Annotated in this window: 24 protein-coding genes; 21 read left to right on the plus strand and 3 right to left on the minus strand. The window is 67.9% G+C overall.

The features are described from left to right. The first annotated feature begins 14 nt into the window (after positions 1-14). The 3 genes from ACGHX3_RS07070 (at position 15) to ACGHX3_RS07080 (ending at position 2,091) form a co-directional block, all read left to right on the plus strand. Positions 15-1,043, plus strand: a complete 1,029-nt coding sequence (locus ACGHX3_RS07070; protein ID WP_394696885.1) for a hypothetical protein — start codon at positions 15-17, stop codon at positions 1,041-1,043. Between the two features lie 163 nt (positions 1,044-1,206). Further along, the gene (locus ACGHX3_RS07075; RefSeq protein WP_162336642.1) at positions 1,207-1,461 is read left to right on the plus strand and encodes a hypothetical protein; all 255 of its coding nucleotides are present in this window, start codon (positions 1,207-1,209) and stop codon (positions 1,459-1,461) included. A gap of 96 nt (positions 1,462-1,557) precedes the next feature. Then, positions 1,558-2,091: a GNAT family N-acetyltransferase gene (locus ACGHX3_RS07080; RefSeq protein ID WP_394696886.1), complete on the plus strand. Its 534-nt coding sequence runs from the start codon at positions 1,558-1,560 to the stop codon at positions 2,089-2,091. A 19-nt stretch (positions 2,092-2,110) separates the two neighbouring features. On the opposite strand, the gene ACGHX3_RS07085 is transcribed toward ACGHX3_RS07080, so the two are convergent. Both ACGHX3_RS07085 and ACGHX3_RS07090 read right to left on the minus strand, forming a co-directional pair. Further along, positions 2,111-2,515 carry a hypothetical protein gene (locus tag ACGHX3_RS07085; RefSeq protein ID WP_394696887.1) on the minus strand — a complete coding sequence of 135 codons (405 nt, stop codon included), beginning with the start codon at positions 2,513-2,515 and terminating at the stop codon, positions 2,111-2,113. A 6-nt stretch (positions 2,516-2,521) separates the two neighbouring features. Next, the gene (locus ACGHX3_RS07090) at positions 2,522-4,585 is read right to left on the minus strand and encodes a 3-hydroxyacyl-CoA dehydrogenase NAD-binding domain-containing protein (protein ID WP_394696888.1); all 2,064 of its coding nucleotides are present in this window, start codon (positions 4,583-4,585) and stop codon (positions 2,522-2,524) included. 241 nt (positions 4,586-4,826) lie between these two features. On the opposite strand from ACGHX3_RS07090, the gene rpoE reads away from it, so the two are divergent. The 9 genes from rpoE to recO all read left to right on the plus strand — a co-directional run bounded on the left by rpoE (position 4,827) and on the right by recO (position 13,539). Beyond that, positions 4,827-5,447: an RNA polymerase sigma factor RpoE gene (gene rpoE, locus ACGHX3_RS07095; RefSeq protein WP_162336646.1), complete on the plus strand. Its 621-nt coding sequence runs from the start codon at positions 4,827-4,829 to the stop codon at positions 5,445-5,447. After that, entirely contained in the window at positions 5,444-6,340 is an 897-nt protein-coding gene (locus tag ACGHX3_RS07100; RefSeq protein WP_394696889.1) for a sigma-E factor negative regulatory protein, read from the plus strand. Before rpoE ends, ACGHX3_RS07100 begins: the two co-directional genes overlap by 4 nt. A gap of 72 nt (positions 6,341-6,412) precedes the next feature. After that, on the plus strand, positions 6,413-7,915 hold the full coding sequence (locus ACGHX3_RS07105; RefSeq protein WP_394696890.1) for a DegQ family serine endoprotease: 1,503 nt from the start codon (positions 6,413-6,415) through the stop codon (positions 7,913-7,915). 147 nt (positions 7,916-8,062) lie between these two features. Continuing rightward, complete coding sequence (lepA, locus tag ACGHX3_RS07110) at positions 8,063-9,871, plus strand: translation elongation factor 4 (protein WP_394696891.1); 1,809 nt, start codon at positions 8,063-8,065, stop codon at positions 9,869-9,871. Positions 9,872-9,946: 75 nt separating this feature from the next. Beyond that, a complete protein-coding gene (gene lepB / locus ACGHX3_RS07115) occupies positions 9,947-10,747 on the plus strand; it encodes a signal peptidase I (protein WP_394697254.1) in 801 nt (266 codons plus the stop codon). A gap of 37 nt (positions 10,748-10,784) precedes the next feature. Further along, positions 10,785-11,162, plus strand: coding sequence for a DUF4845 domain-containing protein (locus tag ACGHX3_RS07120; RefSeq protein WP_162336649.1), 378 nt, complete (start codon positions 10,785-10,787; stop codon positions 11,160-11,162). A gap of 4 nt (positions 11,163-11,166) precedes the next feature. Beyond that, entirely contained in the window at positions 11,167-11,829 is a 663-nt protein-coding gene (gene rnc, locus ACGHX3_RS07125) for a ribonuclease III (RefSeq protein ID WP_394696892.1), read from the plus strand. 9 nt (positions 11,830-11,838) lie between these two features. Then, a complete protein-coding gene (gene era / locus ACGHX3_RS07130) occupies positions 11,839-12,777 on the plus strand; it encodes a GTPase Era (RefSeq protein ID WP_162336651.1) in 939 nt (312 codons plus the stop codon). 21 nt (positions 12,778-12,798) lie between these two features. Beyond that, positions 12,799-13,539: a DNA repair protein RecO gene (gene recO / locus ACGHX3_RS07135; RefSeq protein WP_394696893.1), complete on the plus strand. Its 741-nt coding sequence runs from the start codon at positions 12,799-12,801 to the stop codon at positions 13,537-13,539. A gap of 5 nt (positions 13,540-13,544) precedes the next feature. On the opposite strand, the gene ACGHX3_RS07140 is transcribed toward recO, so the two are convergent. Further along, a complete protein-coding gene (locus ACGHX3_RS07140) occupies positions 13,545-14,237 on the minus strand; it encodes a response regulator (RefSeq protein WP_394696894.1) in 693 nt (230 codons plus the stop codon). Between the two features lie 101 nt (positions 14,238-14,338). On the opposite strand from ACGHX3_RS07140, the gene rlmD reads away from it, so the two are divergent. The 9 genes from rlmD (at position 14,339) to ACGHX3_RS07185 (ending at position 22,502) form a co-directional block, all read left to right on the plus strand. After that, positions 14,339-15,682, plus strand: a complete 1,344-nt coding sequence (gene rlmD, locus ACGHX3_RS07145) for a 23S rRNA (uracil(1939)-C(5))-methyltransferase RlmD (RefSeq protein ID WP_394696895.1) — start codon at positions 14,339-14,341, stop codon at positions 15,680-15,682. Continuing rightward, positions 15,682-16,200 carry a CYTH domain-containing protein gene (locus ACGHX3_RS07150; protein ID WP_394696896.1) on the plus strand — a complete coding sequence of 173 codons (519 nt, stop codon included), beginning with the start codon at positions 15,682-15,684 and terminating at the stop codon, positions 16,198-16,200. The genes rlmD and ACGHX3_RS07150 overlap by 1 nt, the downstream gene beginning before the upstream one ends. Before the next feature lie 12 nt (positions 16,201-16,212). After that, positions 16,213-17,220 (plus strand): beta-N-acetylhexosaminidase, encoded by a 1,008-nt coding sequence (nagZ, locus tag ACGHX3_RS07155; RefSeq protein WP_394696897.1) that lies wholly within the window; start codon positions 16,213-16,215, stop codon positions 17,218-17,220. Beyond that, positions 17,220-17,789 (plus strand): hypoxanthine-guanine phosphoribosyltransferase, encoded by a 570-nt coding sequence (locus ACGHX3_RS07160; protein WP_162336658.1) that lies wholly within the window; start codon positions 17,220-17,222, stop codon positions 17,787-17,789. The genes nagZ and ACGHX3_RS07160 overlap by 1 nt, the downstream gene beginning before the upstream one ends. A 2-nt stretch (positions 17,790-17,791) precedes the next feature. Then, positions 17,792-18,538 (plus strand): S-methyl-5'-thioinosine phosphorylase, encoded by a 747-nt coding sequence (locus tag ACGHX3_RS07165; protein WP_394696898.1) that lies wholly within the window; start codon positions 17,792-17,794, stop codon positions 18,536-18,538. Positions 18,539-18,628: 90 nt separating this feature from the next. Then, positions 18,629-18,835: a cold-shock protein gene (locus tag ACGHX3_RS07170; RefSeq protein WP_055942196.1), complete on the plus strand. Its 207-nt coding sequence runs from the start codon at positions 18,629-18,631 to the stop codon at positions 18,833-18,835. Positions 18,836-18,934: 99 nt separating this feature from the next. Then, positions 18,935-20,212 (plus strand): FAD-dependent oxidoreductase, encoded by a 1,278-nt coding sequence (locus ACGHX3_RS07175; protein ID WP_394696899.1) that lies wholly within the window; start codon positions 18,935-18,937, stop codon positions 20,210-20,212. 164 nt (positions 20,213-20,376) lie between these two features. Further along, complete coding sequence (locus ACGHX3_RS07180) at positions 20,377-22,005, plus strand: acyl-CoA dehydrogenase family protein (RefSeq protein ID WP_394696900.1); 1,629 nt, start codon at positions 20,377-20,379, stop codon at positions 22,003-22,005. After that, entirely contained in the window at positions 22,002-22,502 is a 501-nt protein-coding gene (locus tag ACGHX3_RS07185) for a murein L,D-transpeptidase family protein (protein WP_394696901.1), read from the plus strand. The genes ACGHX3_RS07180 and ACGHX3_RS07185 overlap by 4 nt, the downstream gene beginning before the upstream one ends. The last annotated feature ends 6 nt before the right edge of the window (positions 22,503-22,508 follow it).

Genomic DNA, 22,508 nt, shown 5'->3' on the forward strand with positions numbered 1-22,508 from the left:
GTGTCCTTGCTGCGATGACGATGACCGTGGCCGCCTTGCTGCCGCTGCGCAGCGACGCCGTGGACCGCGGCAAGCAGGTGGTGGTTTCCCAATCGGAACCTGCTGCCCGACTGCTGGATACGGTGGAGAACGCGATCTGGGCCGCGGATGGCCAGGCGGCGGACAAGCCGGTCTATGTGCTGTACAGCACCGAGTGTGCCTGGAGCAAACGGCTCTACGACGACACGCGCGGCCTCGCCGGCAAGGTCCAGCTGCGATGGATACCGGTCGCGGGCGGTACGGCGGGCAGCGTCGTGGCGGCGCGCGATGCGGCCAGCATCGCAGGGGCCTTCGGTGGCCGCGGCCCCCGCGTGGTTGACGTGGCTGCCGCGCAGCGCGGCCTCGCCTACAACCAGGGCGTCATGGACAGCATCAACTACCAGATGCGGCCCTACGACCGTTCCTCGACGTTCGCCTTCCCGACGCTGGTCTACCGCACCAGCAAGGGAGTGAAGCTGGTCGCCGGCAACCCGCGCAATCTCGCCGCGTTGCCCGGGGAGGTGCTGCCGCAGCCCGCGACGATGCCGACGCCGTCGGGCGTCGCGCTTTCGTCGCACCCCCCGTCCCTGGTGAACAGCCGCAACCTGCCCAAATGGAGCCATCGCCAGGCGCGCCCCGTGGTCTTCCACGCCGCGCCGTCGCCGCAGGCGCCGCCGATCGACGACCTGGACAAGGACCTGCTCGTGCCGGTCAGCGGCATCGTGGGCACGACGGGCTGGATCGAAGTGGCGCCCTGGGGGCCGGGCAAGCGCAAGGCCTATGTGCACGATCCCGTCATGGCGCGCATGGCGACGCTCGAGTTCCGCGTCCGGCCGCAGGGCGGCCAATGGCAGGCGCGGGACAAGGTACAGGTGCGCGAGTTCCCCGAGGCCGAAGCCCCCGTGCTGGAAACCCTGGGACCGGGCGAACGCTATCAGCGACGCGGTGTGGTCGAGCGTGGCGGTGATGTCTGGGAACAGATCGTGCTGTATGCCGATGGCACGCCGGGCTACGTGAGGCGCTGACAGGCCGGCGCGTCCTGGCGCAGTGCGGCATTCATGCAGGTATCGGAGGCGGTAGCTGCGCGCAGGCGCGCGATACGTAACCGGGTTCACGGAAACGGACCGGCCGTCGGAAACCGGTGCGCCTTGTCACACGCGCGGCACGAACGCGGCTTAGGCTCGCTGCATGGACTCCTTGGCCGACATCCGGGCCGTCCTGGCCGCTGCGGGACAGCGCATCGAACGCGGTGCGCTGCGCGAAGATCCGCGCGTGTTCATGGACGAACTGTGGCGACAGGTGTACGACCGTGCGCCCGACGACCTGCAGCCCTATGTATGGGCGAGGCTCTCCGATTTCTCCGCGCAGCTCGGGGTGCGCGGTGACGTGACCGCCGATCGCAGTCCGGTGCGCGCGCCACCGGAGGTGTTCGTGCGCCGCTGAGCGGGCGGGCTCATCTCACGCTGGCCTGAGGACTGACCTGCGCACGGCGCGCGTTGCGTTGTGTAAGACAAGCAGACCAGGCTCCTCGACTTCCGCATGAATTCCGGCACCACGATCCGTCCCGCCCGCCCGTCCGAGGCGGCCGCCCTGTCCGACCTGATGCGCCGTACCTTCCTGGCAGCCAATGGGCACTGCAGTACGCCGGAGAACGTGGCGGCCTTCCTGGACGAGGTCTATTCGCCCGAGCGCCAGGCGCAGGAAATCCGAGACCCCGACACGTTGACCCTGATCGTCGAACAGGACGGCGTGTGGGCCGGCTATGCGCAGTTGCGCTGGGGCACGGTGCCGCCGACCGAAGTGGTGCTGCGGCCCACGGTGGAACTGGCGCGCATCTACCTGGACGAGGCTTTCCACGGCAAGGGCATCGCCGCCGTGCTGGTCTCGCACCTGCTGGCCGCGGCCAAGCTGCGCGGCTCGCGTTCGGCGTGGCTCACGGTCTGGCAGGAGGCGCCGCAGGCGATCCGCTTCTGGCGCAAGCACGGCTTCCAGAGTGTCGGCCGCTCGATCTTCTACGTGGGCAACGATCCCAAGGAAGACTGGGTGATGACGCAGGCCTTGCCGTCGGCGTGACCTGCAAAGCGGCGCGATATCACGGCTGCGCTTTGCGCAGTTGCAACCGGTAGTCGCCCGCCGGCAGTCCGTCGACACGCAGGACGATGTGCACGGCGCGAATGCAGGCTGGCACCGGACGATCTTCCTCGATGGGTTGCACCTGCACGTCGACCTCGGCACTGAGCAGGTCGCCGTCGCGCACCACGTCGACCGCGTTCATCGGTTCCAGCGACTCGCGCGAGGACAGCCACACATCCTGCTCGAATATCGCCTGCGATCCCTCGAAGCGGGTGCGCAGGGTTTCGTCGACATCGCCACCGCCGCAGCCGCCGCCGCCGCGCTCATGCGCTTCCAGCCAACCGGTCAGCGTCGACAACGGCGCCGCCGGCTCGCCGGTCGTGGCGAGGGCGGCGAACAGCAGCGCGACCGGCAGCAGCGCCATGCCGGCTTACACCGTCGGCTGGCGCAGCACCGGATTGTCCCAGCCCGGGCGCGGCGCGAAGCGGTCGCCATGGCGGGCCTGCAGCGCCTTGAGCTTCTCCAGCAGCGCGTCGGGTCCGACGGCCTTGACGTGTTCGATCGGGCCACCGCGGAACGGGGCGAAGCCGGTGCCGAAAATCACGCCGGCATCGAGCAGGTCGCTGTCGGCGACCACACCGTCGTGCAGACAGGCCACGGCTTCGTTGAGCAACGGCAGGATCAGGCGGTCTTCCAGATCGTCGGGTGCCTTGTAGTCGGACGGCACCTGAGGTTTCACCGGTTTACCGTCCTCCCACTTGTACAGGCCCTGGCCATCCTTCTTGCCGCGCTTGCCGGGCTCGACCGTCGCCAGTGCCGCGGGCAGGGTCAGGCCGAGGAAGGGCGAGAGCTCCGCACCCACACCCTGCGCGACGTCCAGTCCGACCGTGTCGATCAGTTCGATCGGACCCATCGGCATGCCGAACTTCACAGCGGCCTTGTCGATCACCGGGCCGGGAATGCCTTCGGCGTAGGCCGTCGCGGCTTCCAGCATGTACGGGAACAGCACGCGGTTGACCAGGAAGCCCGGCGTGCCGGCCACCGGCACCGGGAACTTGTCCAGCGCCTTGCAGAACGCCGCCAGCCGCTTCACGTTCGCCTCGTCAAGCGCATCGTGCTGCACGATCTCCACCAGCGGCATCAGCGCCACCGGGTTGAAGTAGTGCAGGCCGGCGAACTGCGCCGGGCGCTGGATGTGCTCGCGCAGTTCGGTCAGCGGGATCGACGAGGTATTGGTGGTCAGCAGCGCGTCGGCCTTCAGGCGTGGCTCGACCGTCTGGTACAGCTCGCGCTTGGCCTCGGGGTTCTCGATGATCGCCTCGATCACCAGGTCGGCCTGCGGCACGCCATCGCCGGCCAGGTCGCCCTTCAGGCGCGCGGCCACGGCGGGACGCTTGCTCTCGTCCTTCACCTTCTTGGCGAACAACTCCTGCGCACGCGACAGGGCACCGTCGATGAAACGCTGCTCGCGGTCCTGCAGGGTGACGTTGAAGCCCTTGTAGGCCGACCACGCGGCAATGTCGCCGCCCATCACGCCGGCGCCGACGACATGCACGTTGGCGATGCCGTGGTCCCTGCCGCCGAGGCCCTTCAGGCGCTCGGTCAGGAAGAAGATGCGGATCAGGTTGCGCGCGGTCGGCGTGCCGGCCAGCTTCACCACCGCCTTGCGCTCGGCATCCAGGCGGCCTTGGACTCCCTTGCCGCCGGCAGTTTTCCATACGTTGATCAGTGCGTATGGCGCAGGGTAGTGCGCCTTCGGCGCCTTGCGGGCGACCTGTTTGGTCATCTGCGGCGCGAGGATCTGCCGAGCGATCCAGGTGTTGCTGATCCAGCCGGTAAAGCGCTGCTTGAACGGGCGTGTCGGGCGCGAACCGATCAGGGCGACGGCCGCGTCGACCAGCACGGCGGGTTCGACGACCTTGTCGACCAGCCCCATCGCTTTGGCCGAACTCGCCGACAGCGTACGGCCGGTCAGCATCATGTCCATCGCCTTCGGCGAACCCACCAGGCGAGGCAGCCGCGCGCTGCCGCCCCAGCCGGGGAAGATGCCCAGCTTCACTTCGGGCAGGCCGATGCGGGTGGAAGGATCGCTGCTGGCCACGCGGTAATCGCAGGCCAGCGAGATCTCGGTGCCGCCGCCCATGCAGAAGCCGTGGATCGCGGAGACCGTGGGGCAGGGCAGTTCCGCCAGTTTCTGGAACACGGCCTGGCCACGACGGATGGCGTCGTTGACGGTGCCCTTGCGGTCGAACTCCTGGAATTCCTTCAGGTCCGCACCGGCGATGAAACCCGATGACTTCGCCGAGCGCAGCACGACGCCTTTCGGCGGATCGATGGTCAGGCGCTCGATGATGTCGGCCAGTTCGATCAGCACATCCTGCGAGAACGCATTGACGCTGGCGCCTTGACGGTCGAAGGCGAGCACGACGATCCCGTCGTCACGCAGCTCTGTCTGCCAGTGACTGAATCGCAGCCCATCGAAGTTCGTGGCCATGCAGGGGACCATCCGTTCACGTATGGATAAGGCCGCTATCATCCCGAGGTTGTTTCGTCCCCGTCAAATCCACATATGGAAAGGGAACGCCGTCACGGGCGTGACCACGGCACCGGGGATGTTCCCGTTGCGCCGGTTAAATTCTTGATAGGGCAACGGTTTGGACAAGGCGTTGAACTTTCCCCCGCTAGCGCGGTCACAGGGCCCGGCCAACGCCGAGCCGACAGGAGTGCGGCCCGGCATGGCCGAAGTTGATCCAACCCAGGAGCTGGACCTCGAGCTGGTCAGGCGCGTGCAACGCGGCGACAGCGCGGCCTTCGATCTGCTGGTGCGCAAGTACCAGCATCGCGTGGTGGCGCTGATCGGGCGTTACATCCATGACTGGAGCGAGTGCCAGGACGTGGCCCAGGAGACGTTCCTGCGCGCATACCGCGCGCTGGGCAATTTCCGGGGCGATTCCCAGTTCTATACGTGGCTGCACCGCATCGCCGTGAACACCGCCAAGAACCACCTGGTCGCGCACAACCGTCGCCCGCCCACCGCGGACGTGGATGCCGCCGACGCCGAGCAGTACGACATCGGCGCGCGGCTGCGCGACACCGACACCCCCGAGCGCGAACTGATGCGCCAGGAGATGGAGGCGACGGTGATGAAGGCAGTGGACGGTTTGCCCGAGGAGCTGCGGACCGCGATCACCCTGCGCGAGGTCGAAGGCCTCAGCTACGAGGAGATCGCGCAGAAGATGGACTGCCCGATCGGCACCGTGCGTTCCCGCATCTTCCGGGCGCGCGAGGCGATCGATCAACAACTGCGTCCCTTGCTGGACGTGGACAGTACAACCCGGGAGCGCGCCCGCTCATGACCGCCAACGAGACACCGATCATCGACAAGCTCGATATCCACCATCGCCAGCAGTTGTCCGCCCTGATGGACGGCGACCTGCCGGCCGACGAGGCCCGTTTCCTGCTGCGTCGCCTGCAGCACGACCACGAACTGGCGGGTTGCTGGGAACGCTGGCAGCTGTGCGGCGACGTGCTGCGTGGCCAGGGCCGCGCGCCGGCGCCGGCAGGCTTCGCGGAGCGCGTGGCGCAGGCGATCGCGGCCGAATCCACATCCAGCGCCCACGCGGCGCCGCAGGCGCAGGGCGCGCGCCCGCGCAACCTGCTCGCACGCTGGGGTGGTGGTGCGCTGGCGGCCTCTGTTGCGCTGGTGGCGTTGTTCATGGCGCGCCAGCAGTCGCCGCAGGACGTGCCGGTGGGCGAGGGCACGCAGGTGGCCTCGGCCCAGGCGACTGCTCCTGTCGCGGCACCGGAATCCCCGTCCGCACCGGCCCCCGATGCAGAAGCCTACGCCGCGGCGGCCGTCGCCGTGGCAGCGAGCGTGCCGCGGCGTCAGGACAACGCGCGCCGCAGCGCGACGCGCAGCCAGCAGGCGGCTCGTAGCGCACAGCGCGTGGCGAGGGCGGACGTCCCGGTCCGTGCGAACGGTACGACGCAGGCGGCTCCGCTGGAGGCGGTCGCCACCGTTGCGGCGTCCACGCCCGCGCATGCTTCCAGCCCGTTTTCGCACGGGGCACAGGATGCCGTGGCATCCCGTCCGTGGCCGCGGTCGGCACTGTCGGCGTATCCGTCGGCCAGCGGCAGCCTGACCACGGGCTACAGCTCGGAGTCGGCGGCCCGGACGTTCTACCCGTTCGAGCCCCGTCTGCCGTCCAGTGCGCCGATCCCGGCCCCGGTCGACGCGCCGCGCGACTGACATTCCGCGCGTCCGGCCCGGCGCCGGACGCACGCGACATTCCGCTTCACTTCCTATCGAGGCATGCATTCGATGACTCCACACGCCCGTCACAGCCTGTTGGCCCTGCTGATCCTCACCACGCCGCTCGCCGCCTGCGCGCAGCAGGCCGAAGCGCCGGCGCCCGTTGCGGCTGTGGCGCCCGCCGTGGCGCAGTCGGCTGCACCGCAACTGGTCACCGGCCTGCCTGATTTCACCCAGTTGGTGGAGCAGGTCGGTCCGGGCGTGGTGAACGTCGAAGCCACCGTCGGCTCGCGCCGCAGTACACAGGCGAGCGAAGAGGCCGACATCCCCGAGATCTTCCGTCGCATGCTGCCGCCGGGCTTCCAGATGCCGGGTCCCGGCCAGCAAGGGCCGCAGCGCCGCGGCACGTCGATGGGGTCGGGCTTCATCATTTCGGCCGACGGTTATGTGCTGACCAACCACCATGTCGTCGACGGTGCGGACGAGGTCAAGGTAACTCTGCCTGACCGCCGCGAGCTGACCGCCAAGGTGGTCGGCAGCGACCAGCAGTACGACGTGGCCTTGCTCAAGGTCGAGGCCAAGGGCCTGCCGACGGTGCGCATCGGCAATTCGGCTTCGTTGAAGCCCGGTCAGTGGGTCGTGGCGATCGGTTCGCCGCTGGGCCTGGATCATTCGGTCACCGCCGGCATCGTCAGCGCGGTCGGCCGCAGTGCATCGGCCGAGCAGCGCTATGTGCCCTTCATCCAGACCGATGTGGCGATCAACCAGGGCAATTCCGGCGGCCCGCTGCTCAACACGCGCGGCGAAGTCGTCGGCATCAATTCGCAGATCTTCTCGGTGTCCGGCGGCTACATGGGCATCAGCTTCGCGATCCCGATCGATTTGGCGATGGGCGCCGTCGACCAGTTGAAGGCGACAGGCCGCGTCAGTCGTGGGCAGTTGGGTGTGCAGGTCGGGGCGGTGACGTCCGATGCGGTGAAGGGCTTCGGTCTCCCCGACAATCGCGGCGCCCTGGTCAATGATGTGGTCGCCGGCAGCCCGGCGGCCAAGGCCGGCATTGGTCCTGGCGACGTGGTCCGATCGGTGAATGGCCGTGCGATCAACGATTCCAGCGATCTGCCCCCGATCATCGGCGCCATGGCGCCAGGTACCAAGGTGACGTTGAGCATATTGCGCGACGGCAAGCCCCGCGACATCTCGGTGACCCTCAGTGAACTGGACGAAGGCGAGACCGTGGCGCGCAGCGCGCCGCTGGCGCCCGACACCCCCGCGGGCCCGGTCGGCCGCAATGCGCTGGGCATCCAGAGCCAGGCGCTGGACGCCGACAGCCGCAAGCAACTCGGCCTGGAGTCGGGCGACGGCGTGCTGGTCAGCCGGGTGGAGAGCGCTGCTGCCCGCGAGGCCGGCCTGTCGCCCGGCATGGTCATCCTGCAGGTCGGCCGCAACAAGGTGAACAGTCCGGCCGCGCTGGACCGGGAACTTGCCGGCGCCAAGCCAGGCGACACGGTCATGCTGCTGGTCCGCAGCCGGGGCGTGACGCGCTTCCTGGCAGTGACTGTCGAAAAGGGCTGATCCACCCCGTTTGCCGCCCGACATCGCCCCGCCATGCCGGGGCGATGTCGTTTCCACGCCTTTCGGCAATCCGGGCGGACGAGCCAGGCCCCCGGCCGTGCGATAATCGCCCGTTATTCCTGACGACGGCACAGGCCGCCGCCCCCCATGTCCTCCGATTCCATGCGGAATATCCGCAATTTCTCCATCATCGCGCACGTCGATCACGGCAAGTCGACCCTGGCCGATCGCATCATCCAGCTCTGTGGTGGCCTCGAGGCCCGCGAGATGGAAGCGCAGGTGCTCGACTCGAACCCCATCGAGCGCGAGCGCGGTATCACCATCAAGGCCCAGTCCGTGTCCCTGCCGTACAAGGCCAAGGACGGGCAGGTCTACCAGCTCAACTTCATCGACACCCCCGGCCACGTCGACTTCTCCTACGAAGTCAGCCGCTCGCTGGCCGCCTGTGAGGGCGCGCTGCTGGTGGTGGACGCCGCCCAGGGTGTGGAAGCCCAGTCCGTCGCCAACTGCTACACCGCGGTGGAGCAGGGCCTGGAAGTGGTGCCGGTCCTCAACAAGATCGACCTGCCGACCGCCGACACCGAGCGCGCCAAGGCCGAGATCGAGGCCGTCATCGGTATCGACGCCGACGACGCCGTGGCGGTCAGCGCCAAGACCGGCCTCAACGTCGACCTGGTGCTGGAGGCCATCGTCCAGCGCATCCCGCCGCCGCAGCCGCGCGATACCGACAAGCTGCAGGCGCTGATCATCGACTCCTGGTTCGACAACTACCTGGGCGTGGTCTCGCTGGTGCGCGTGATGCAGGGCGAGATCGGCCCGAAGAGCAAGATCCTGGTGATGTCCACCGGCCGCACCCACGAAGTGGACAAGGTCGGCGTGTTCACCCCCAAGCGCAAGGAGCTGAAGAAGCTCGGCGCCGGCGAGGTGGGCTGGATCACCGCGTCGATCAAGGACGTGCACGGCGCACCGGTCGGCGACACGCTGACCCTGGCCGGCGACCCGGCACCGGGCCCGCTGCCGGGCTTCCAGGAGATGCAGCCGCGCGTGTTCGCGGGTCTGTTCCCGGTCAATGCCGAGGACTACCCGGCGCTGCGCGAGGCGCTGGAGAAGCTGCGCCTCAACGACGCCGCGCTGCGTTTCGAACCGGAAAGCTCCGAGGCCATGGGCTTCGGCTTCCGCTGCGGCTTCCTCGGCATGCTGCACATGGAGATCGTGCAGGAGCGCCTGGAGCGCGAGTACGACCTGGACCTGATCACCACGGCGCCGACCGTCGTGTATGAAGTCCTCAAGACCGATGGCACGGTCATTTCGCTGGACAACCCGGCCAAACTGCCGCAGTCCAACCTGATCGACGAGGTGCGCGAGCCGATCATCCGCGCGAACATCCTGACGCCCGAGGCCTACATCGGCGCCATCATCAAGCTGTGCGAAGAGAAGCGCGGCGTGCAGATCGGCATCCAGTACCTGGCCAGCCAGGTGCAGATCAGCTACGAGCTACCGATGGCCGAAGTGGTGCTCGACTTCTTCGACAAGCTGAAGTCGGTCAGTCGCGGCTACGCGTCGCTGGACTACTCGTTCCTGCGCTTCCAGCCAGGGCCGTTCGTGCGGCTGGACACGCTGATCAACGGCGACAAGGTCGATGCGCTCAGCCTGATCGTGCACCGCAGCCATGCCGACCGGCGTGGCCGCGAGCTTACCGAGAAGATGCGCGAATTGATCCCGCGGCAGATGTTCGACGTGGCCATCCAGGCCGCCGTCGGCTCGCAGATCATCGCGCGCAGCACGGTCAAGGCGATGCGAAAGAACGTGCTGGCCAAGTGCTATGGTGGCGACATCACCCGCAAGAAGAAGCTCCTCGAGAAGCAGAAAGAGGGCAAGAAGCGGATGAAGCAGGTGGGCCGCGTGGAGATTCCGCAGGAAGCCTTCCTCGCGGTGCTGCAGGTGGACAGCAAGTAAGTCCGTTCCGGTGTGGGTGGCGCGCGCTCCGATGCGCGTCGCCGGGTGCAATCCAAAGGAAGCTCCATGAGTTTGATGACCTGGTTCGAATCGCTGTTGGTGGGCGCGACGCTCGTCAGCGGTGCGGTGTGGCTGCTGGACGCGCTGTTCTTCGCCAAGCGGCGCAAGGCCAAGGGCGGCCTGCTCGACGAGGAGCCGGTGCTGGTCGACTACTCGCGCGCCTTCTTCCCGGTGCTGGCCGTGGTGCTGGTGCTGCGCAGCTTCATCGCCGAGCCGTACAAGATCCCGTCCAGTTCGATGATGCCGAACCTGTTGATCGGCGACTTCATCCTGGTCAACAAGTTCTCCTACGGCCTGCGCCTGCCGATCACCAACCAGAAGTTCCTGGCCATCGGCGAGCCCAAGCGCGGCGACGTGGTGGTGTTCAAGCCGCCGCACGATCCCGAGAACAACTGGATCAAGCGGGTGATCGGCCTGCCGGGCGACAAGGTCGGCTTCCATGGCGATACCGTCTACCTGAACGGCCAGCCCCTGAAGTACCAGACCCTCGGCGAATACCCGGGTGCCGGGGACCGTGCCGAGGCGTTCGGCTCCACCCTGCTGCGTGAAGAGCTGCCCGGACGCCCGCATACCATCCTGGAGAGCGTGGGCCTGCCGCCACCGGGCGGCGGCGAGGGCGACTGGGTGGTGCCGCCGGGGCACTATTTCGTGATGGGCGACAACCGCGACAACAGCCTGGACGGCCGGTTCTGGGACTACCATTTCCTGCCGGAGCAGAACCTGCGGGGCAAGGCCTTCCTGGTATGGCTGAACTGCGAAGGCTGGTTCTGCAAGAATGGCTTCGATGCCTCGCGCATCGGCAACGGCATCGAGTGATCAACCAACGCTAACGGGGACGGACGGGGGAATGGCAATGAAGCGCAATCAGAAAGGCATGACGTTGTTGAGCTTTGTCGTGGTGCTGGGACTGGTGGGCTTTGCCGCCTACGTCGCCATGCGCCTGTTCCCGATGTATCAGGAGTACTACGCGGTCAAATCGTCGCTGAAGGGTCTTGCCAACGAGCAGGGCGTAGCCGACATGGACCCGGCCCGGATCAAGGAACTGTTCTTCCGGCGGCTCAACATGAACTACTCCACCAACATCAAGCCCGCTGACGTGAAGATCGAGCGTATGGAGGGCGGCTGGAACATGACCGTCGTCTATGAGGTCCGTCGCCCGTTGGTCGGCAACCTCGATGTGGTGGGGAACTTCGACGCCGAACAGGCGATGACGCGCCGCGGCGCGGACTGACGGTTTGGTGGTTGACCGCATCGGCCACGCGTTCGCCGACCAGGGCCTGCTTGCACAGGCCCTGACGCATCGCAGTGCCGGGGCGCCGCACAACGAGCGCCTCGAGTTCCTGGGCGACGGGGTGGTCAACCTGCTGGTCGCCGATACGCTGTTCCAGCGCTGGCCCAAGGCCGACGAAGGCGCACTCACGCGCGCGCGTGCCGAACTGGTGCGCGAAGCCTCGCTGGCGGCCATCGCCCGCGAGTTGCAGTTGGGCGAACGCCTGACCATGGGGCCGGGCGAAATGAAGTCCGGCGGCCATCGCCGCGACTCGATCCTCGCCGATGCGCTGGAGGCCGTCGTGGCCGCCATCTACATCGATGCCGGCTTCGAGGCGTGCCGCAGCGTGGTGATGCCCTGGTTCGAGGCGTCGCTGGCCGCGCTGCCGGTCGGGCGCCCCGAGAAGGATGCCAAGACGCGGTTGCAGGAGTGGTTGCAGGGGCGCCAGCGTCCGCTGCCTGTCTATGAACTCGTGTCCGAAAGCGGCGACGACCACGCCAAACTTTTCCTCGCGCGCTGCACCACGCTGGATCCGCCGTTGACGGCGGACGGCGAGGGCACCTCGCGCCGCAATGCCGAACAGGTCGCTGCCGCGGCGCTGCTCGACAAGCTCGATATTTCGAAGTGAGTACACCCGGTGAGTAAAACCCCCTCCCACCGTAGCGGCAGCGTTGCCGTCATCGGCCGCCCCAACGTGGGCAAATCCACCCTGACCAACGCCCTGGTCGGCGCCAAGGTCAGCATCACCTCCAATCGCCCGCAGACCACACGCCACCGCCTGCTCGGCATCGCGACCTTCGCGGCGGGCAAGGACCGGCCGGCCGGGCAGATCGTGCTGGTCGACACGCCCGGCCTGCACAAGCAGCAGGGCAAGTTCTCGGCTTCGGCGATGAGCCGGGTGATGAACCGCGCGGCACGCGGCGCGCTGGAGGAGGTGGACGCCGCACTGATGGTGGTCGAGGCCGGGCGCTGGGACGAAGAAGATACGCTGGCCTACAACGTGCTGCGCGATGCCGGCATCCCGGTGGTGCTGGTGGTCAACAAGGTCGACCGGATCAAGGAAAAGGCGGCGATGCTGCCGTTCCTGTCCGAGGTTGCGCAGGACCGTGAGTTCGCGGCCGTGCATCCGGTGTCCGCGCTGAAACGCAACGGCCTGGACGCGCTGGTGAAGGACGTCCTGGCGTTGCTGCCGGAGCAGCCGCCGATGTTCGGCGAGGACGAGATCACCGACCGCAGCGAGCGTTTCCTGGCCGCCGAACTGGTGCGCGAACAGCTGATGCGCCAGCTCGGCGCGGAACTGCCTTACGCGACCACCGTCGAGATCGAGAACTTCACCACCGAAGCGTCGCCGAAGGGCGAACTGGCGCGTATCGGCGCGGTGATCTGGGTGGAACGCGAAAGCCAGAAGGCCATCGTGATCGGCAAGGGTGGTGCGCGGCTGAAGGACATCGGCAGCAAGGCGCGCCAGCAGATGGAGCACCTGTTCGGCCGCAAGGTGTTCCTGGAAACCTGGGTACGCGTGCGCGAAGGCTGGTCCGACGACGAGACCGCGCTGAAGGCGTTCGGCTACGAATAAGTTCCCGGCGACGCCGGTCCCATGCGCCTGAGCGACACCGCCTTCGTCCTGCACACGCGTCCCTGGCGCGAGACCAGCCTGCTGGTCGAAGTGCTGGGCCGCGAACAGGGCAGGCTGGGCCTGATCGCGCGCGGCGTGCAGGGGCCGAAGAAGCATGTATTGCGCGCCGCGCTGCAGCCCTTGCAGCTGATTCGTCTGGACGGCGACCTGCGTGGCGAGTTGGCGCGGCTGGTCAGTGCGGAAGCGCTGGATGCCGCCCCGCAGCCGACCGGCGACGCGATGCTGGCGGCGTTCTACCTCAATGAACTGGTGCTGCGACTGTCGCCACGCCACGATCCGCTCCCGGACCTGTTCGACGCGTATGCGCGCACGCGCGAGCAACTCCGCGAGCGTGAGGGGCTGGCGTGGTCATTGCGCCGGTTCGAGCGCGACCTGATCGAAGCGCTGGGGTTCGGCTTTGCGCTGGATTGCGACGGCGATGGCGATGCCATCGATCCGGCCGCCCGTTACCGGCTGGATCCCGAACACGGTCCACGACGGCTGCGCAGCGATCGCGGGCATGAAGAGCGCAGCCAGGCGGCGACGGGTCGCGCGCTGCTGGCGCTGGCCGACGACCGACTTCCCTCGCCCGATGATCTGGCAAGCCTGCGGCTGCCGATGCGATCCGTGCTGGCGCACCACCTGGGTCCGCGCGGACTGAAATCCTGGGAAATGATCGGCGAACTGGGACGCTTGAAACGGGCCGGCAGCGCGACCGGCTGACGCCCTCAGCCTGTTGCCGGAAGCAGGCGTCCGCTGGTCGCCACGAACGCATCGCGCAGGGCAGCGTCCGCAGGTGCGGCATGCCAGTTGGACGCCACCTCCGCCAACGCGGCGGCGCCGGCGAACCCGCAGCTCGCCTGCAATCGGTGGAGCTGGGCGCGCAGCGCCGCATCGTCGGCGCGGGCGAAGGCCTCCAGGCACGCAGCCCTCGTGGACGGCAGTTCGGACAGGAACAACTGGCGCAGCGTCGCCACGTGCTCCCGGTTGCCGGCGAGGGCGGCGAGCGCGGCGGCTTCATCCCAGTCCGGTCTTGCGGGGGACGTATCGGTGCCCAGCGCCGCGCGCACCGCGAGCAGCAGGGCCTGGGCCGTCAGCGGCTTGACCAGCACACCGGCGAAGCCTGCCTGCACCAGGCGGTCGTGGGTCGAGCGGGTGGCGTCGGCGGTATGCGCCAGCGCGCACGCCTCGGTGCAGCGCATGCGCAGGTGCTGCAGCAGGGCCTCGCCGCTGCCGTCGGGCAGGTTGGCGTCGATCAGCCAGGCATCGAAGGGACCGGTGGCCGCCAGTGCCTGCGCACAGTCCTCGGCGACGTGTACGTGGGCGGGCAGGGTCTCCAATGCGGCCGACAGGAACAGCGCACTGACCGCGTCGTCTTCCACCAGCAGTATCGAGGGCATCGTGCCTGGGGCGGGAGACATGGCCGTGCTTCCTGCGGACTGGCGCCATCTTAGCGCCAGCAGGCGCGGCCGGCGGCCATGCGACAATGCCGCCCCGCCAAAGACACGCAGCCTGACGCCACGTGGCCCGTACCCGCTCCCCCCGCATCGACAAGACCCCGTTTGAAGCTTCCGTCACCGACCTGACCCACGATGGGCGCGGCGTCGCCCGCCGCGACGGGAAGGCCGTGTTCGTGTCGGGCGCCCTGCCGGGCGAGCGCGTGATGGCCGAACAGACCGCCAAGAACCGCCATTTCGACGAGGCGAAAACCTTGGACGTGCTGGAGGCCTCGCCCGACCGCGTCGCGCCGCGCTGTCCGCATTTCGGCACCTGCGGCGGCTGCGTGCTGCAGCACCTGGACGAGCATCGCCAGATCGAGGCCAAGCAGCGCGTGTTGCTCGAGAATCTGGAGCGTATCGGCCACGTCACGCCCGGCACGGTGCTGCCGTCGCTGACCGGTGCCAACTGGGGATACCGCCGCAAGGGCCGCTTCTCGGTGCGTCGGGTCAACAAGAAGGACAAGACGCTGGTCGGCTTCCGCGAACAGGATCCGCGCTTCGTCGCCGATCTGTCCGAATGCCACACCGTCATTCCCGAGATCGGAAGCAGGGTTTCCGATCTCGCCGCGCTGGTCGAAAGTCTGGATGCGCGCGAGCACATCCCGCAGATCGAATTCATCGCCGGCGACGAGAGCGCCGACTTCAGTGGCATCGCGCTGGTGTTCCGCCACCTGCAGCCCTTGAGCGAGAGCGACCGCGCGACGCTGGTGGCGTTCGGCGAGGCCAGCCGCTTCGCCATCTTCCTGCAGCCGGGCGGGCTGGAAAGCGTGCATCCGATCTGGCCCGAGGCGCCGCAGCTGGCGTTCGCGCTGGCGCCGTGGAACGTGTCGCTGGCGTTCCGTCCGCTGGACTTCATCCAGGTCAACGCCGCGCTCAACGAAAAGATGATCGCGCACACCTTCGGCCTGCTCGATCTGCAGGCGCAGGACCGCGTGCTCGACCTGTTCTGCGGCCTCGGCAATTTCACCCTGCCGATGGCGCGCCTGGTGGGCGAGGTGGTCGGCGTGGAGGGTGATGCCGGACTGGTGGCACGTGCCCGCGAGAACGCGGCGCGCAATGCGCTGGCGAACGCGCAGTTCCACGCGGCCGACCTGACCCAGGACCAGCGCAGTGCGTCGTGGATGCGGCAGGGCTTCGACAAGCTGCTGCTGGATCCGCCGCGCTCCGGCGCCATCGAGGTGCTGCAGCAACTGCCGCTGAAACAGTTCGACCGCATCGTCTACGTCAGCTGCCATCCGGGTTCGCTGGCGCGCGATGCCGGCTACCTGGTCAACGAGCAGGGCTATACGCTGGTGTCGGCGGGGGCCATGGACATGTTTCCCCATACGGCACACGTCGAATCGATCGCGCTGTTCGAGAGGCGCTGATGGGCATCGAAATCGAACGCAAGTTCCTGGTCGTCGGCGACGCTTGGCGCGAGTCTGCGCACGAGGTCGTGCCGATGGCGCAGGGCTACATCAACGACATGGGCGCGATGGACCGGGGCGAGCAGAAGGCCTCGGTGCGCGTGCGCATCCAGGGCGATACGGCGTTCCTCAACCTGAAGTCGCGCGAGCTGGGCGCCACCCGGCAGGAATTCGATTACGCCATCCCCGTCGTCGATGCGCGCGCGTTGCTGGCATTGTGCGTGGGTGGCGTGATCGACAAGCGCCGCCACTACGTGCGGCACGAAGGCCATCTGTGGGAAGTCGACGAGTTCCTCGGCGACAACGCCGGGCTGGTGGTGGCGGAGATCGAACTGGACCGTGCCGATGAAGCCTTCGTGAAACCGGCCTGGGCCGGCAAACAGGTCACCGACGCCGCCCGCTATTACAATCTGGCCCTGGCGTCGCGGCCGTACACGCAGTGGTCGGACGACGAACGCGCCGCCACCGACATTCCCTGAGGACTTTCCGAAATGCTCGTCATCGGCATCGCCGGCACCGAACTTACCGCGCAGGAGCGCGACTGGCTGCAGCACGACGCCGTCGCCGGCGTCATCCTCTTCACCCGCAACTTCGCCTCGCGCGCGCAGGTAGCGGAACTGTCGCAGGCGATCCGCGCCGCCGCGCCGCGTCCGCAGCTGGTCTGCGTGGACCAGGAAGGCGGCCGCGTGCAGCGCTTCCGCGACGGCTACAGCGACCTGCCGGCGCTGGAGGTGTTCGGCAAGCTGTACGCGCAGGATCCGCAGGCCGCGCTGCAGCGCGCCGAAGAACACGCCTGGCTGATGGCCAGCGAGATCATCGCCAGCGGCGTGGACCTGAGCTTCGCGCCGGTCGTCGACCTGGCGCGCGGCAACCGCGCCATCGGCAACCGTGCCTTCGACGCCAATCCGCAGATCGTCGCCGAGTTCACCCGCGCCTACGTGCGCGGCATGCACAGCGCCGGCATGGCCGCCACGCTGAAGCACTTCCCGGGCCATGGCACGGTGCTGGAAGACACGCACTTTGATGACGCCGTCGACCCGCGTCCGCTGGACGTGCTGCGTGCGGAGGACCTGGTCCCGTTCGTCGCCGGCATCGAGGCCAAGGCCGACGCGGTGATGATGGGCCACGTGAAGTATCCGGCTGTCGCGCCGGAGCCGGCGGGCTATTCGCCGTTCTGGATCCAGAAGATCCTGCGCGACGAAATGGGTTTCCGCGGCGTGGTGTTTTCCGACGACATCGGCATGGCCGCGGCGTTCTCTGCCGGCGGCGTGAAGCAGCGTATCCACGACCACCTGGATGCCGGCTGCGACGTGGTGCTGGTGTGCTCGCCGAAGCTGGTGGACGAATCGCTGAAGGCGGTGGAAGGCCGCGCATTGAACACGGCCGCCGTACTCGGCGTGCTGGGCCGTGGTGCCCTCGGCTGGGATGGACTGATCGCCGACGCGCGCTATGGCGACGCGCAGACGCGCGTGATCGACAACATGAAGGGAGTGGCGTGATGGAACCGTTGGGCAATCCGCGACCGAAACTGGCCGACGCGCTGGCCAACGCCGACCTGCTGGTCGACCGCGCGACACTGGATGCCGCCATCACGCGGATGGCCGCGCCGATCGCGCGCGATTACGCGGGCGAAGTGCCGGTCTATCTGACCATCATGCATGGCGCGCTGCCGTTCGCCGGCCAGCTGTCGCTCGAACTGGGCGCGCTGGGCCTGGACCTGGAGTTCGACTACCTGCACGCCACCCGCTACCGCGGCGAGACCACCGGCGGTGAACTGGTATGGAAGCACCGGCCGGCGACGGCGCTGTACGGGCGCCGCGTGCTGCTGGTGGACGACATCCTCGACGAGGGCCACACGTTGCTCGCGGTCAAGCAGTGGTGCCTGGAGCAGGGCGCCACCGATGTGCGTATCGCCGCGCTGACCACCAAGCAGCACGACCGCTGTGTGGAGGGCATCTGCGCCGACTACGTGGGCCTGGAAGTCGCAGACCGCTACGTCTTCGGCTTCGGCATGGACTACCACGAGCAGGGTCGCAACCTGCCGGGCATCTACGCGCTGAAGGAATGACCATGGCCGACCTCGCGCTCGCCGTGATAGGCGGCACCGGCGTCTACAAGCTCGCCGATCTGCAGGATGTGGAGACCCGTGAGCTGGAGACGCGCTTCGGCGCGCCCTCCGGCCCGGTCCGCGTCGGCACGCTTGGCGGACGGCGCGTGGCTTTCCTGGCGCGCCATGGCGAAGGCCATTCGGTGCCACCGCACCAGGTGAACTACCGCGCCAACCTGCAGGCGTTGAAGGACCTCGGCGCCACGCGCGTGCTGGCGCTCAACACCGTCGGCGGCATCACCGATGCCTGTGGTCCGCGCGTGCTGGCCTGCCCGGACCAGCTGATCGACTACACCTGGGGTCGCATCTCCACCCTCTGCGAGGAGCCGGGCAGCGAGGTGCTGCATGTCGACTTCGGCGACCCATACACGCATTTACTTCGCCAGCAGATCCTCGCGGCGGCTCGAGAAGCCGGTGTCGATCTGGTCGATGGTGGGTGCTATGGCGCCACCCAGGGCCCGCGCCTGGAGACGCGTGCGGAGATCCGCCGCATGCGCCGCGACGGCTGCGATCTGGTGGGCATGACTGGCATGCCGGAGGCGGGGCTGGCGCGGGAATTGGGCCTGGAATACGCCTGCCTCGCCATCGTCGCGAACTGGGCCGCGGGCTGCGGTACCGACGAGGAGATCACCATGGAGGAAGTGCTGGCCAATGTGGCCGCTGCCTCATCCGGCATCCCGGCCCTGGTGGCCGCGCTGGCGCGAGGGTGATTGTCAACGCGCGCAGAGCTTTGCATACTCGGCGGGTGTGACGTCACGCCACACATTCCACCCGCATCCAGAAAAGGAAATACAAGCGCTATGCCGTACGGTACCGTGAAATGGTTCAACGATGCCAAGGGCTTCGGATTCATCGCGCCAGAAGATGGCAGCGCCGACGTCTTTGCGCACCACACCGCCATCAACAGCAAGGGCTTCCGCAGCCTGCAGGAAGGCCAGCGCGTCAGTTACGAGCTGACCCAGGGCCCGAAGGGTGCACAGGCGTCCAACATCACGCCGGCAGCCTGATCCAAGACGATTTTCTTGAACCCCGCTCCGGCGGGGTTTTTTAACGCCTGCTGTTTCCGCGGCACCGGTTTACCGCACCACGAAGGATGGCCACACGCCATGGATGCCCAGCACATCGCGATCATCGGCTACGGCACCGCCGGCCAGGCGGCAGCGTTGCTGCTGGCGCGCGATGGGCATCGGGTGGAGGTGTTCGAGCGCGCAGCGGAGCTCGGTCCGGTCGGCGCCGGGTTCCTGTTGCAACCCACCGGTTTGCAGGTGTTGTGGGAACTGGGCCTGCTGCCCGACGTGATGGCGCATGGTCGACGCGTGAACCGGCTGTATGGCGAAACGCCCTGCGGACGCGCGGTGATGGACATGCGCTACGCAGGACTGGATGCACGGCTGTTCGGCCTGGGCATGCAGCGTGGTGCGCTGTTCTCGCTGCTGTCGGAGGCGTGGGTGGAGCATGGCAAGGTGCATCGTGGCCATGCCATCGAGGACGTGAGCGACGACACTCGCCGCATCCGCGACCAGCACGGCCGCTGGCATGGCCCCTTCGACCTGGTGATCGCGGCGGATGGATCGGCGTCGAAGCTGCGCGGTGCCACCGGCGCGGTGAAGCGCGAAGCCGTCTATCCCTGGGGTGCGCTGTGGCGTCTGGTGCCGCAAGGCGACTGGGCCTGGGGCGACGAGCTGCGGCAGCGCTACGTGGCCGCCCGCAAGATGATCGGCTTGCTGCCGGTGGGCACGCGTCCGGGTGACGACACGCCGCGCCTCAGTTTCTTCTGGAGCCTGCCTATCGCCGATTTCGATGCCTGGCGGGCGCGCGGCCTGCCGGCATGGCGAGACGAGATCGCACAGTTGTGGCCAGAGGTGGATGCCTGCCTCGCCGACACCGTCGATCCCGACCAGCTGGCGCGCGCCAGCTACCGCGACGTCACCCTGCGCCAGTGGCATCGCGATCGCCTGGTCGTACTCGGCGATGCCGCGCACGGCATGAGCCCGCAGTTGGGGCAGGGCGTCAACATGGCCTTGATGGATGCGCTGGCGCTGCGTGATGCGTTGCGCGGGCAGGACGATGTACCGGCCGCACTAGGCGCCTACCAGCGCGAACGCCAGGCGCATGTCGGCGTCTACCAGTTCTGGAGCCGCTGGCTGACGCCGATCTTCCAGTCCGACCGGGACTGGGTGGCCCGTGCACGCGACATCGCGTTCCTGCCTGCGGGCCGCCTGCCGGGCGGACGTGGGCACATGCTGCGGGTACTGAGCGGCACGCAGCACGGGTTCTTCGGCACGTTGAAGCTGAAGCCCGACTTCCTGGCGGCGTTGCAGAACGATCTGATCAACGGCCGTCATCCCCGCGAAGGCGGGGACCCAGCGACTTCACGTCGTTGAAACACCGAGGCACTGGGTGACCAGCCATTCGGCTGTTGAAACGCACTGCCCGCCGTCGCGGGAATGACGAACGACGGCGCATTGTTCAGGGCAATCCCAGTTTCTGGTTCTCGATGCATCATCGGGCACAATCGACCACGACAAACCTGCCGCGGGAGCCGGTGATGGACGACCTTCCTCCGTTCGAAACGCATCGCGTGGACAACCAGCCGCCGCCGTTCGATCCGCGCGACCTGTGGGCGGACGACGTGGTCCTGCGCGAGTCCGTGGCGCACGAGGGAGGCGAGGCGTTCGCCGAACGGCTTGCCGACTATGGCGCGTTGGCTGGCGACGAGCTGTATCGCCTGGGCTTCGACGCCAACCGCGACCGGCCACGACTGCGCACGCATGACCGCACCGGGCAACGCATCGACACGGTCGAGTTCCATCCCGCCTATCACCGGTTGATGGAGGCGGCGAAGACGCACGGCGTCGCCGGCCTGTCGTGGCACGAGCCAGTCGCCGGTGCGCACGTCGCGCGTGCGGCGCTCAGCTACCTGCACCACCAGGCCGAAGCGGGCACCAGCTGTCCGCTGACGATGACGCATGCCGCCGTGCCGGTGCTGCTGCGCGAGCCCGGCCTGCGCGAATGGGCGGCGAAAGCGGCTACACCCCATTACGATCCGCGCGACGTCCCTATCGCCAACAAGGCCGGCATCACGCTGGGCATGGGCATGACCGAGAAGCAGGGCGGCTCCGATGTGCGCGCGAATGCGACGACGGCGACGCTGGCGGACGATGGCATGTATGCGCTGGTCGGCCACAAGTGGTTCTTCTCCGCGCCGATGAGCGATGGCTTCCTGGTGCTGGCGCAGGCCGAAGGTGGCCTGACCTGCTTCCTGATGCCGCGTCGGCTGGACGACGGTGGTAAGAACGCGTTCCGGCTCATGCGTCTGAAGGACAAGCTGGGCGACTGGGCGAATGCCTCCAGCGAAGTCGAGTTCACCGGTGCGCGCGCCTGGCGCGTGGGCGAGGAAGGACGTGGCGTGGCGACCATCATCGAGATGGTGATGCTGACGCGGCTGGACTGCATGCTCGGTTCCGCCGCCGAGATGCGCATGGCGCTGGCGCAGGCGCTGCATCACACGCGCCATCGCGTCGCGTTCGGCAAGCCGCTGGTCGAGCAGGCGCTGATGCGCAATGTACTGGCCGATCTCGCGCTGGAATCCGAAGCCGCTACCGCCTTCGCGCTGCGCGTGGCTCGTGCGGTCGATGCAGCGCCTCGGGATCCATATGAGGCGGCATTCGCCCGTGTCGCCACCGCGGTGGGCAAGTTCTGGATCTGCAAGCGCGTCCCCGCGTTCGTCAACGAAGCACAGGAATGCCTGGGTGGGGCAGGGTACGTGGAGGAATCGATCCTGCCGCGGCTGTACCGGCAGGCGCCGCTGAATTCGATCTGGGAAGGCAGCGGCAACATCCAGTGTCTCGACGTGCTGCGCGCACTGGCGCGCGATGCGGGCGTGCTCGATGCGATCACGCGCGAACTCGCGTCGGCGTCCGGTGGCGACCATGTCTACGACGCCTTCGTCGAACGACTGCGTGCCGATCTGTCATCCACGCAGGAGGCCGGCGCACGGAAGCTGGTCGAGCGGCTGGCGCTCGCGCTGCAGGCCGCCGTACTGTTGCGCACCGGCAGCCCGGCGGCGCGGCTGTTCGTCCGCAGTCGGCTCGGCGACGAGCATGGTCTGGTGTTCGGCACGCTGCCCGCCGATGCGGACGTGGCTGTGCTGCTCGCACGGGCATTGCCGGCATGAGTCGCTGGCTGCTCATCCTGCTGGCGTCGCTGGGCATGACGTCGCAGGCGCATGAAGCCGGTACGCCGCCGCCCGCCTTGCTGCCCCTGGCGAAACAGACCGATGCGATCCACGTCTACAAGGCGCAGCGGCGCATGGACCTGATGCGCGATGGGCGGGTCATCGCGACCTACCGCATCGTGCTGGGCGGCGCGCCGGTCGGGCACAAGCGGCAGCAAGGAGACCAGCGCACGCCGGAAGGGAACTACCGCATCACCTACCGCAACGATCGCAGCAGGTTCCACCTGTCGCTGCGCATCTCCTACCCGAACGAGGCCGACCGGCAGCAGGCGGCCGCGCGCGGCGTCGATCCGGGCGGCGACATCATGATCCACGGCGCGACGCCGCCCGGTTCGCAGGCGGACTGGACGGAAGGCTGCATTGCGGTGACGAATGCGGAGATGGACGCCATCTGGCAGCGCGTGCCGGTCGGCACGCCGATCCGCATCATGCCCTGAGGGCGT

It is taken from the genome of Pseudoxanthomonas japonensis, assembly GCF_043632995.1.
Lineage (GTDB): Bacteria > Pseudomonadota > Gammaproteobacteria > Xanthomonadales > Xanthomonadaceae > Pseudoxanthomonas_A > Pseudoxanthomonas_A japonensis.

Bases quoted from the DNA above. Each gene is read 5' to 3' on its own strand.
- ACGHX3_RS07120 (WP_162336649.1), top strand. From the start codon at position 10,785: ATGAAGCGCAATCAGAAAGGCATGACGTTGTTGAGCTTTGTCGTGGTG.
- ACGHX3_RS07180 (WP_394696900.1), top strand. From the start codon at position 20,377: ATGGACGACCTTCCTCCGTTCGAAACGCATCGCGTGGACAACCAGCCG.
- ACGHX3_RS07150 (WP_394696896.1), top strand. From the start codon at position 15,682: ATGGGCATCGAAATCGAACGCAAGTTCCTGGTCGTCGGCGACGCTTGG.
- ACGHX3_RS07070 (WP_394696885.1), top strand. From the start codon at position 15: ATGACGATGACCGTGGCCGCCTTGCTGCCGCTGCGCAGCGACGCCGTG.
- ACGHX3_RS07170 (WP_055942196.1), top strand. From the start codon at position 18,629: ATGCCGTACGGTACCGTGAAATGGTTCAACGATGCCAAGGGCTTCGGA.
- ACGHX3_RS07075 (WP_162336642.1), top strand. From the start codon at position 1,207: ATGGACTCCTTGGCCGACATCCGGGCCGTCCTGGCCGCTGCGGGACAG.
- nagZ (WP_394696897.1), top strand. From the start codon at position 16,213: ATGCTCGTCATCGGCATCGCCGGCACCGAACTTACCGCGCAGGAGCGC.
- ACGHX3_RS07085 (WP_394696887.1), bottom strand. From the start codon at position 2,515: ATGGCGCTGCTGCCGGTCGCGCTGCTGTTCGCCGCCCTCGCCACGACC.
- ACGHX3_RS07140 (WP_394696894.1), bottom strand. From the start codon at position 14,237: ATGTCTCCCGCCCCAGGCACGATGCCCTCGATACTGCTGGTGGAAGAC.
- recO (WP_394696893.1), top strand. From the start codon at position 12,799: ATGCGCCTGAGCGACACCGCCTTCGTCCTGCACACGCGTCCCTGGCGC.
- ACGHX3_RS07165 (WP_394696898.1), top strand. From the start codon at position 17,792: ATGGCCGACCTCGCGCTCGCCGTGATAGGCGGCACCGGCGTCTACAAG.
- ACGHX3_RS07090 (WP_394696888.1), bottom strand. From the start codon at position 4,585: ATGGCCACGAACTTCGATGGGCTGCGATTCAGTCACTGGCAGACAGAG.
- ACGHX3_RS07100 (WP_394696889.1), top strand. From the start codon at position 5,444: ATGACCGCCAACGAGACACCGATCATCGACAAGCTCGATATCCACCAT.
- rpoE (WP_162336646.1), top strand. From the start codon at position 4,827: ATGGCCGAAGTTGATCCAACCCAGGAGCTGGACCTCGAGCTGGTCAGG.
- ACGHX3_RS07105 (WP_394696890.1), top strand. From the start codon at position 6,413: ATGACTCCACACGCCCGTCACAGCCTGTTGGCCCTGCTGATCCTCACC.
- lepB (WP_394697254.1), top strand. From the start codon at position 9,947: ATGACCTGGTTCGAATCGCTGTTGGTGGGCGCGACGCTCGTCAGCGGT.
- ACGHX3_RS07175 (WP_394696899.1), top strand. From the start codon at position 18,935: ATGGATGCCCAGCACATCGCGATCATCGGCTACGGCACCGCCGGCCAG.
- ACGHX3_RS07185 (WP_394696901.1), top strand. From the start codon at position 22,002: ATGAGTCGCTGGCTGCTCATCCTGCTGGCGTCGCTGGGCATGACGTCG.
- ACGHX3_RS07160 (WP_162336658.1), top strand. From the start codon at position 17,220: ATGGAACCGTTGGGCAATCCGCGACCGAAACTGGCCGACGCGCTGGCC.
- lepA (WP_394696891.1), top strand. From the start codon at position 8,063: ATGTCCTCCGATTCCATGCGGAATATCCGCAATTTCTCCATCATCGCG.
- ACGHX3_RS07080 (WP_394696886.1), top strand. From the start codon at position 1,558: ATGAATTCCGGCACCACGATCCGTCCCGCCCGCCCGTCCGAGGCGGCC.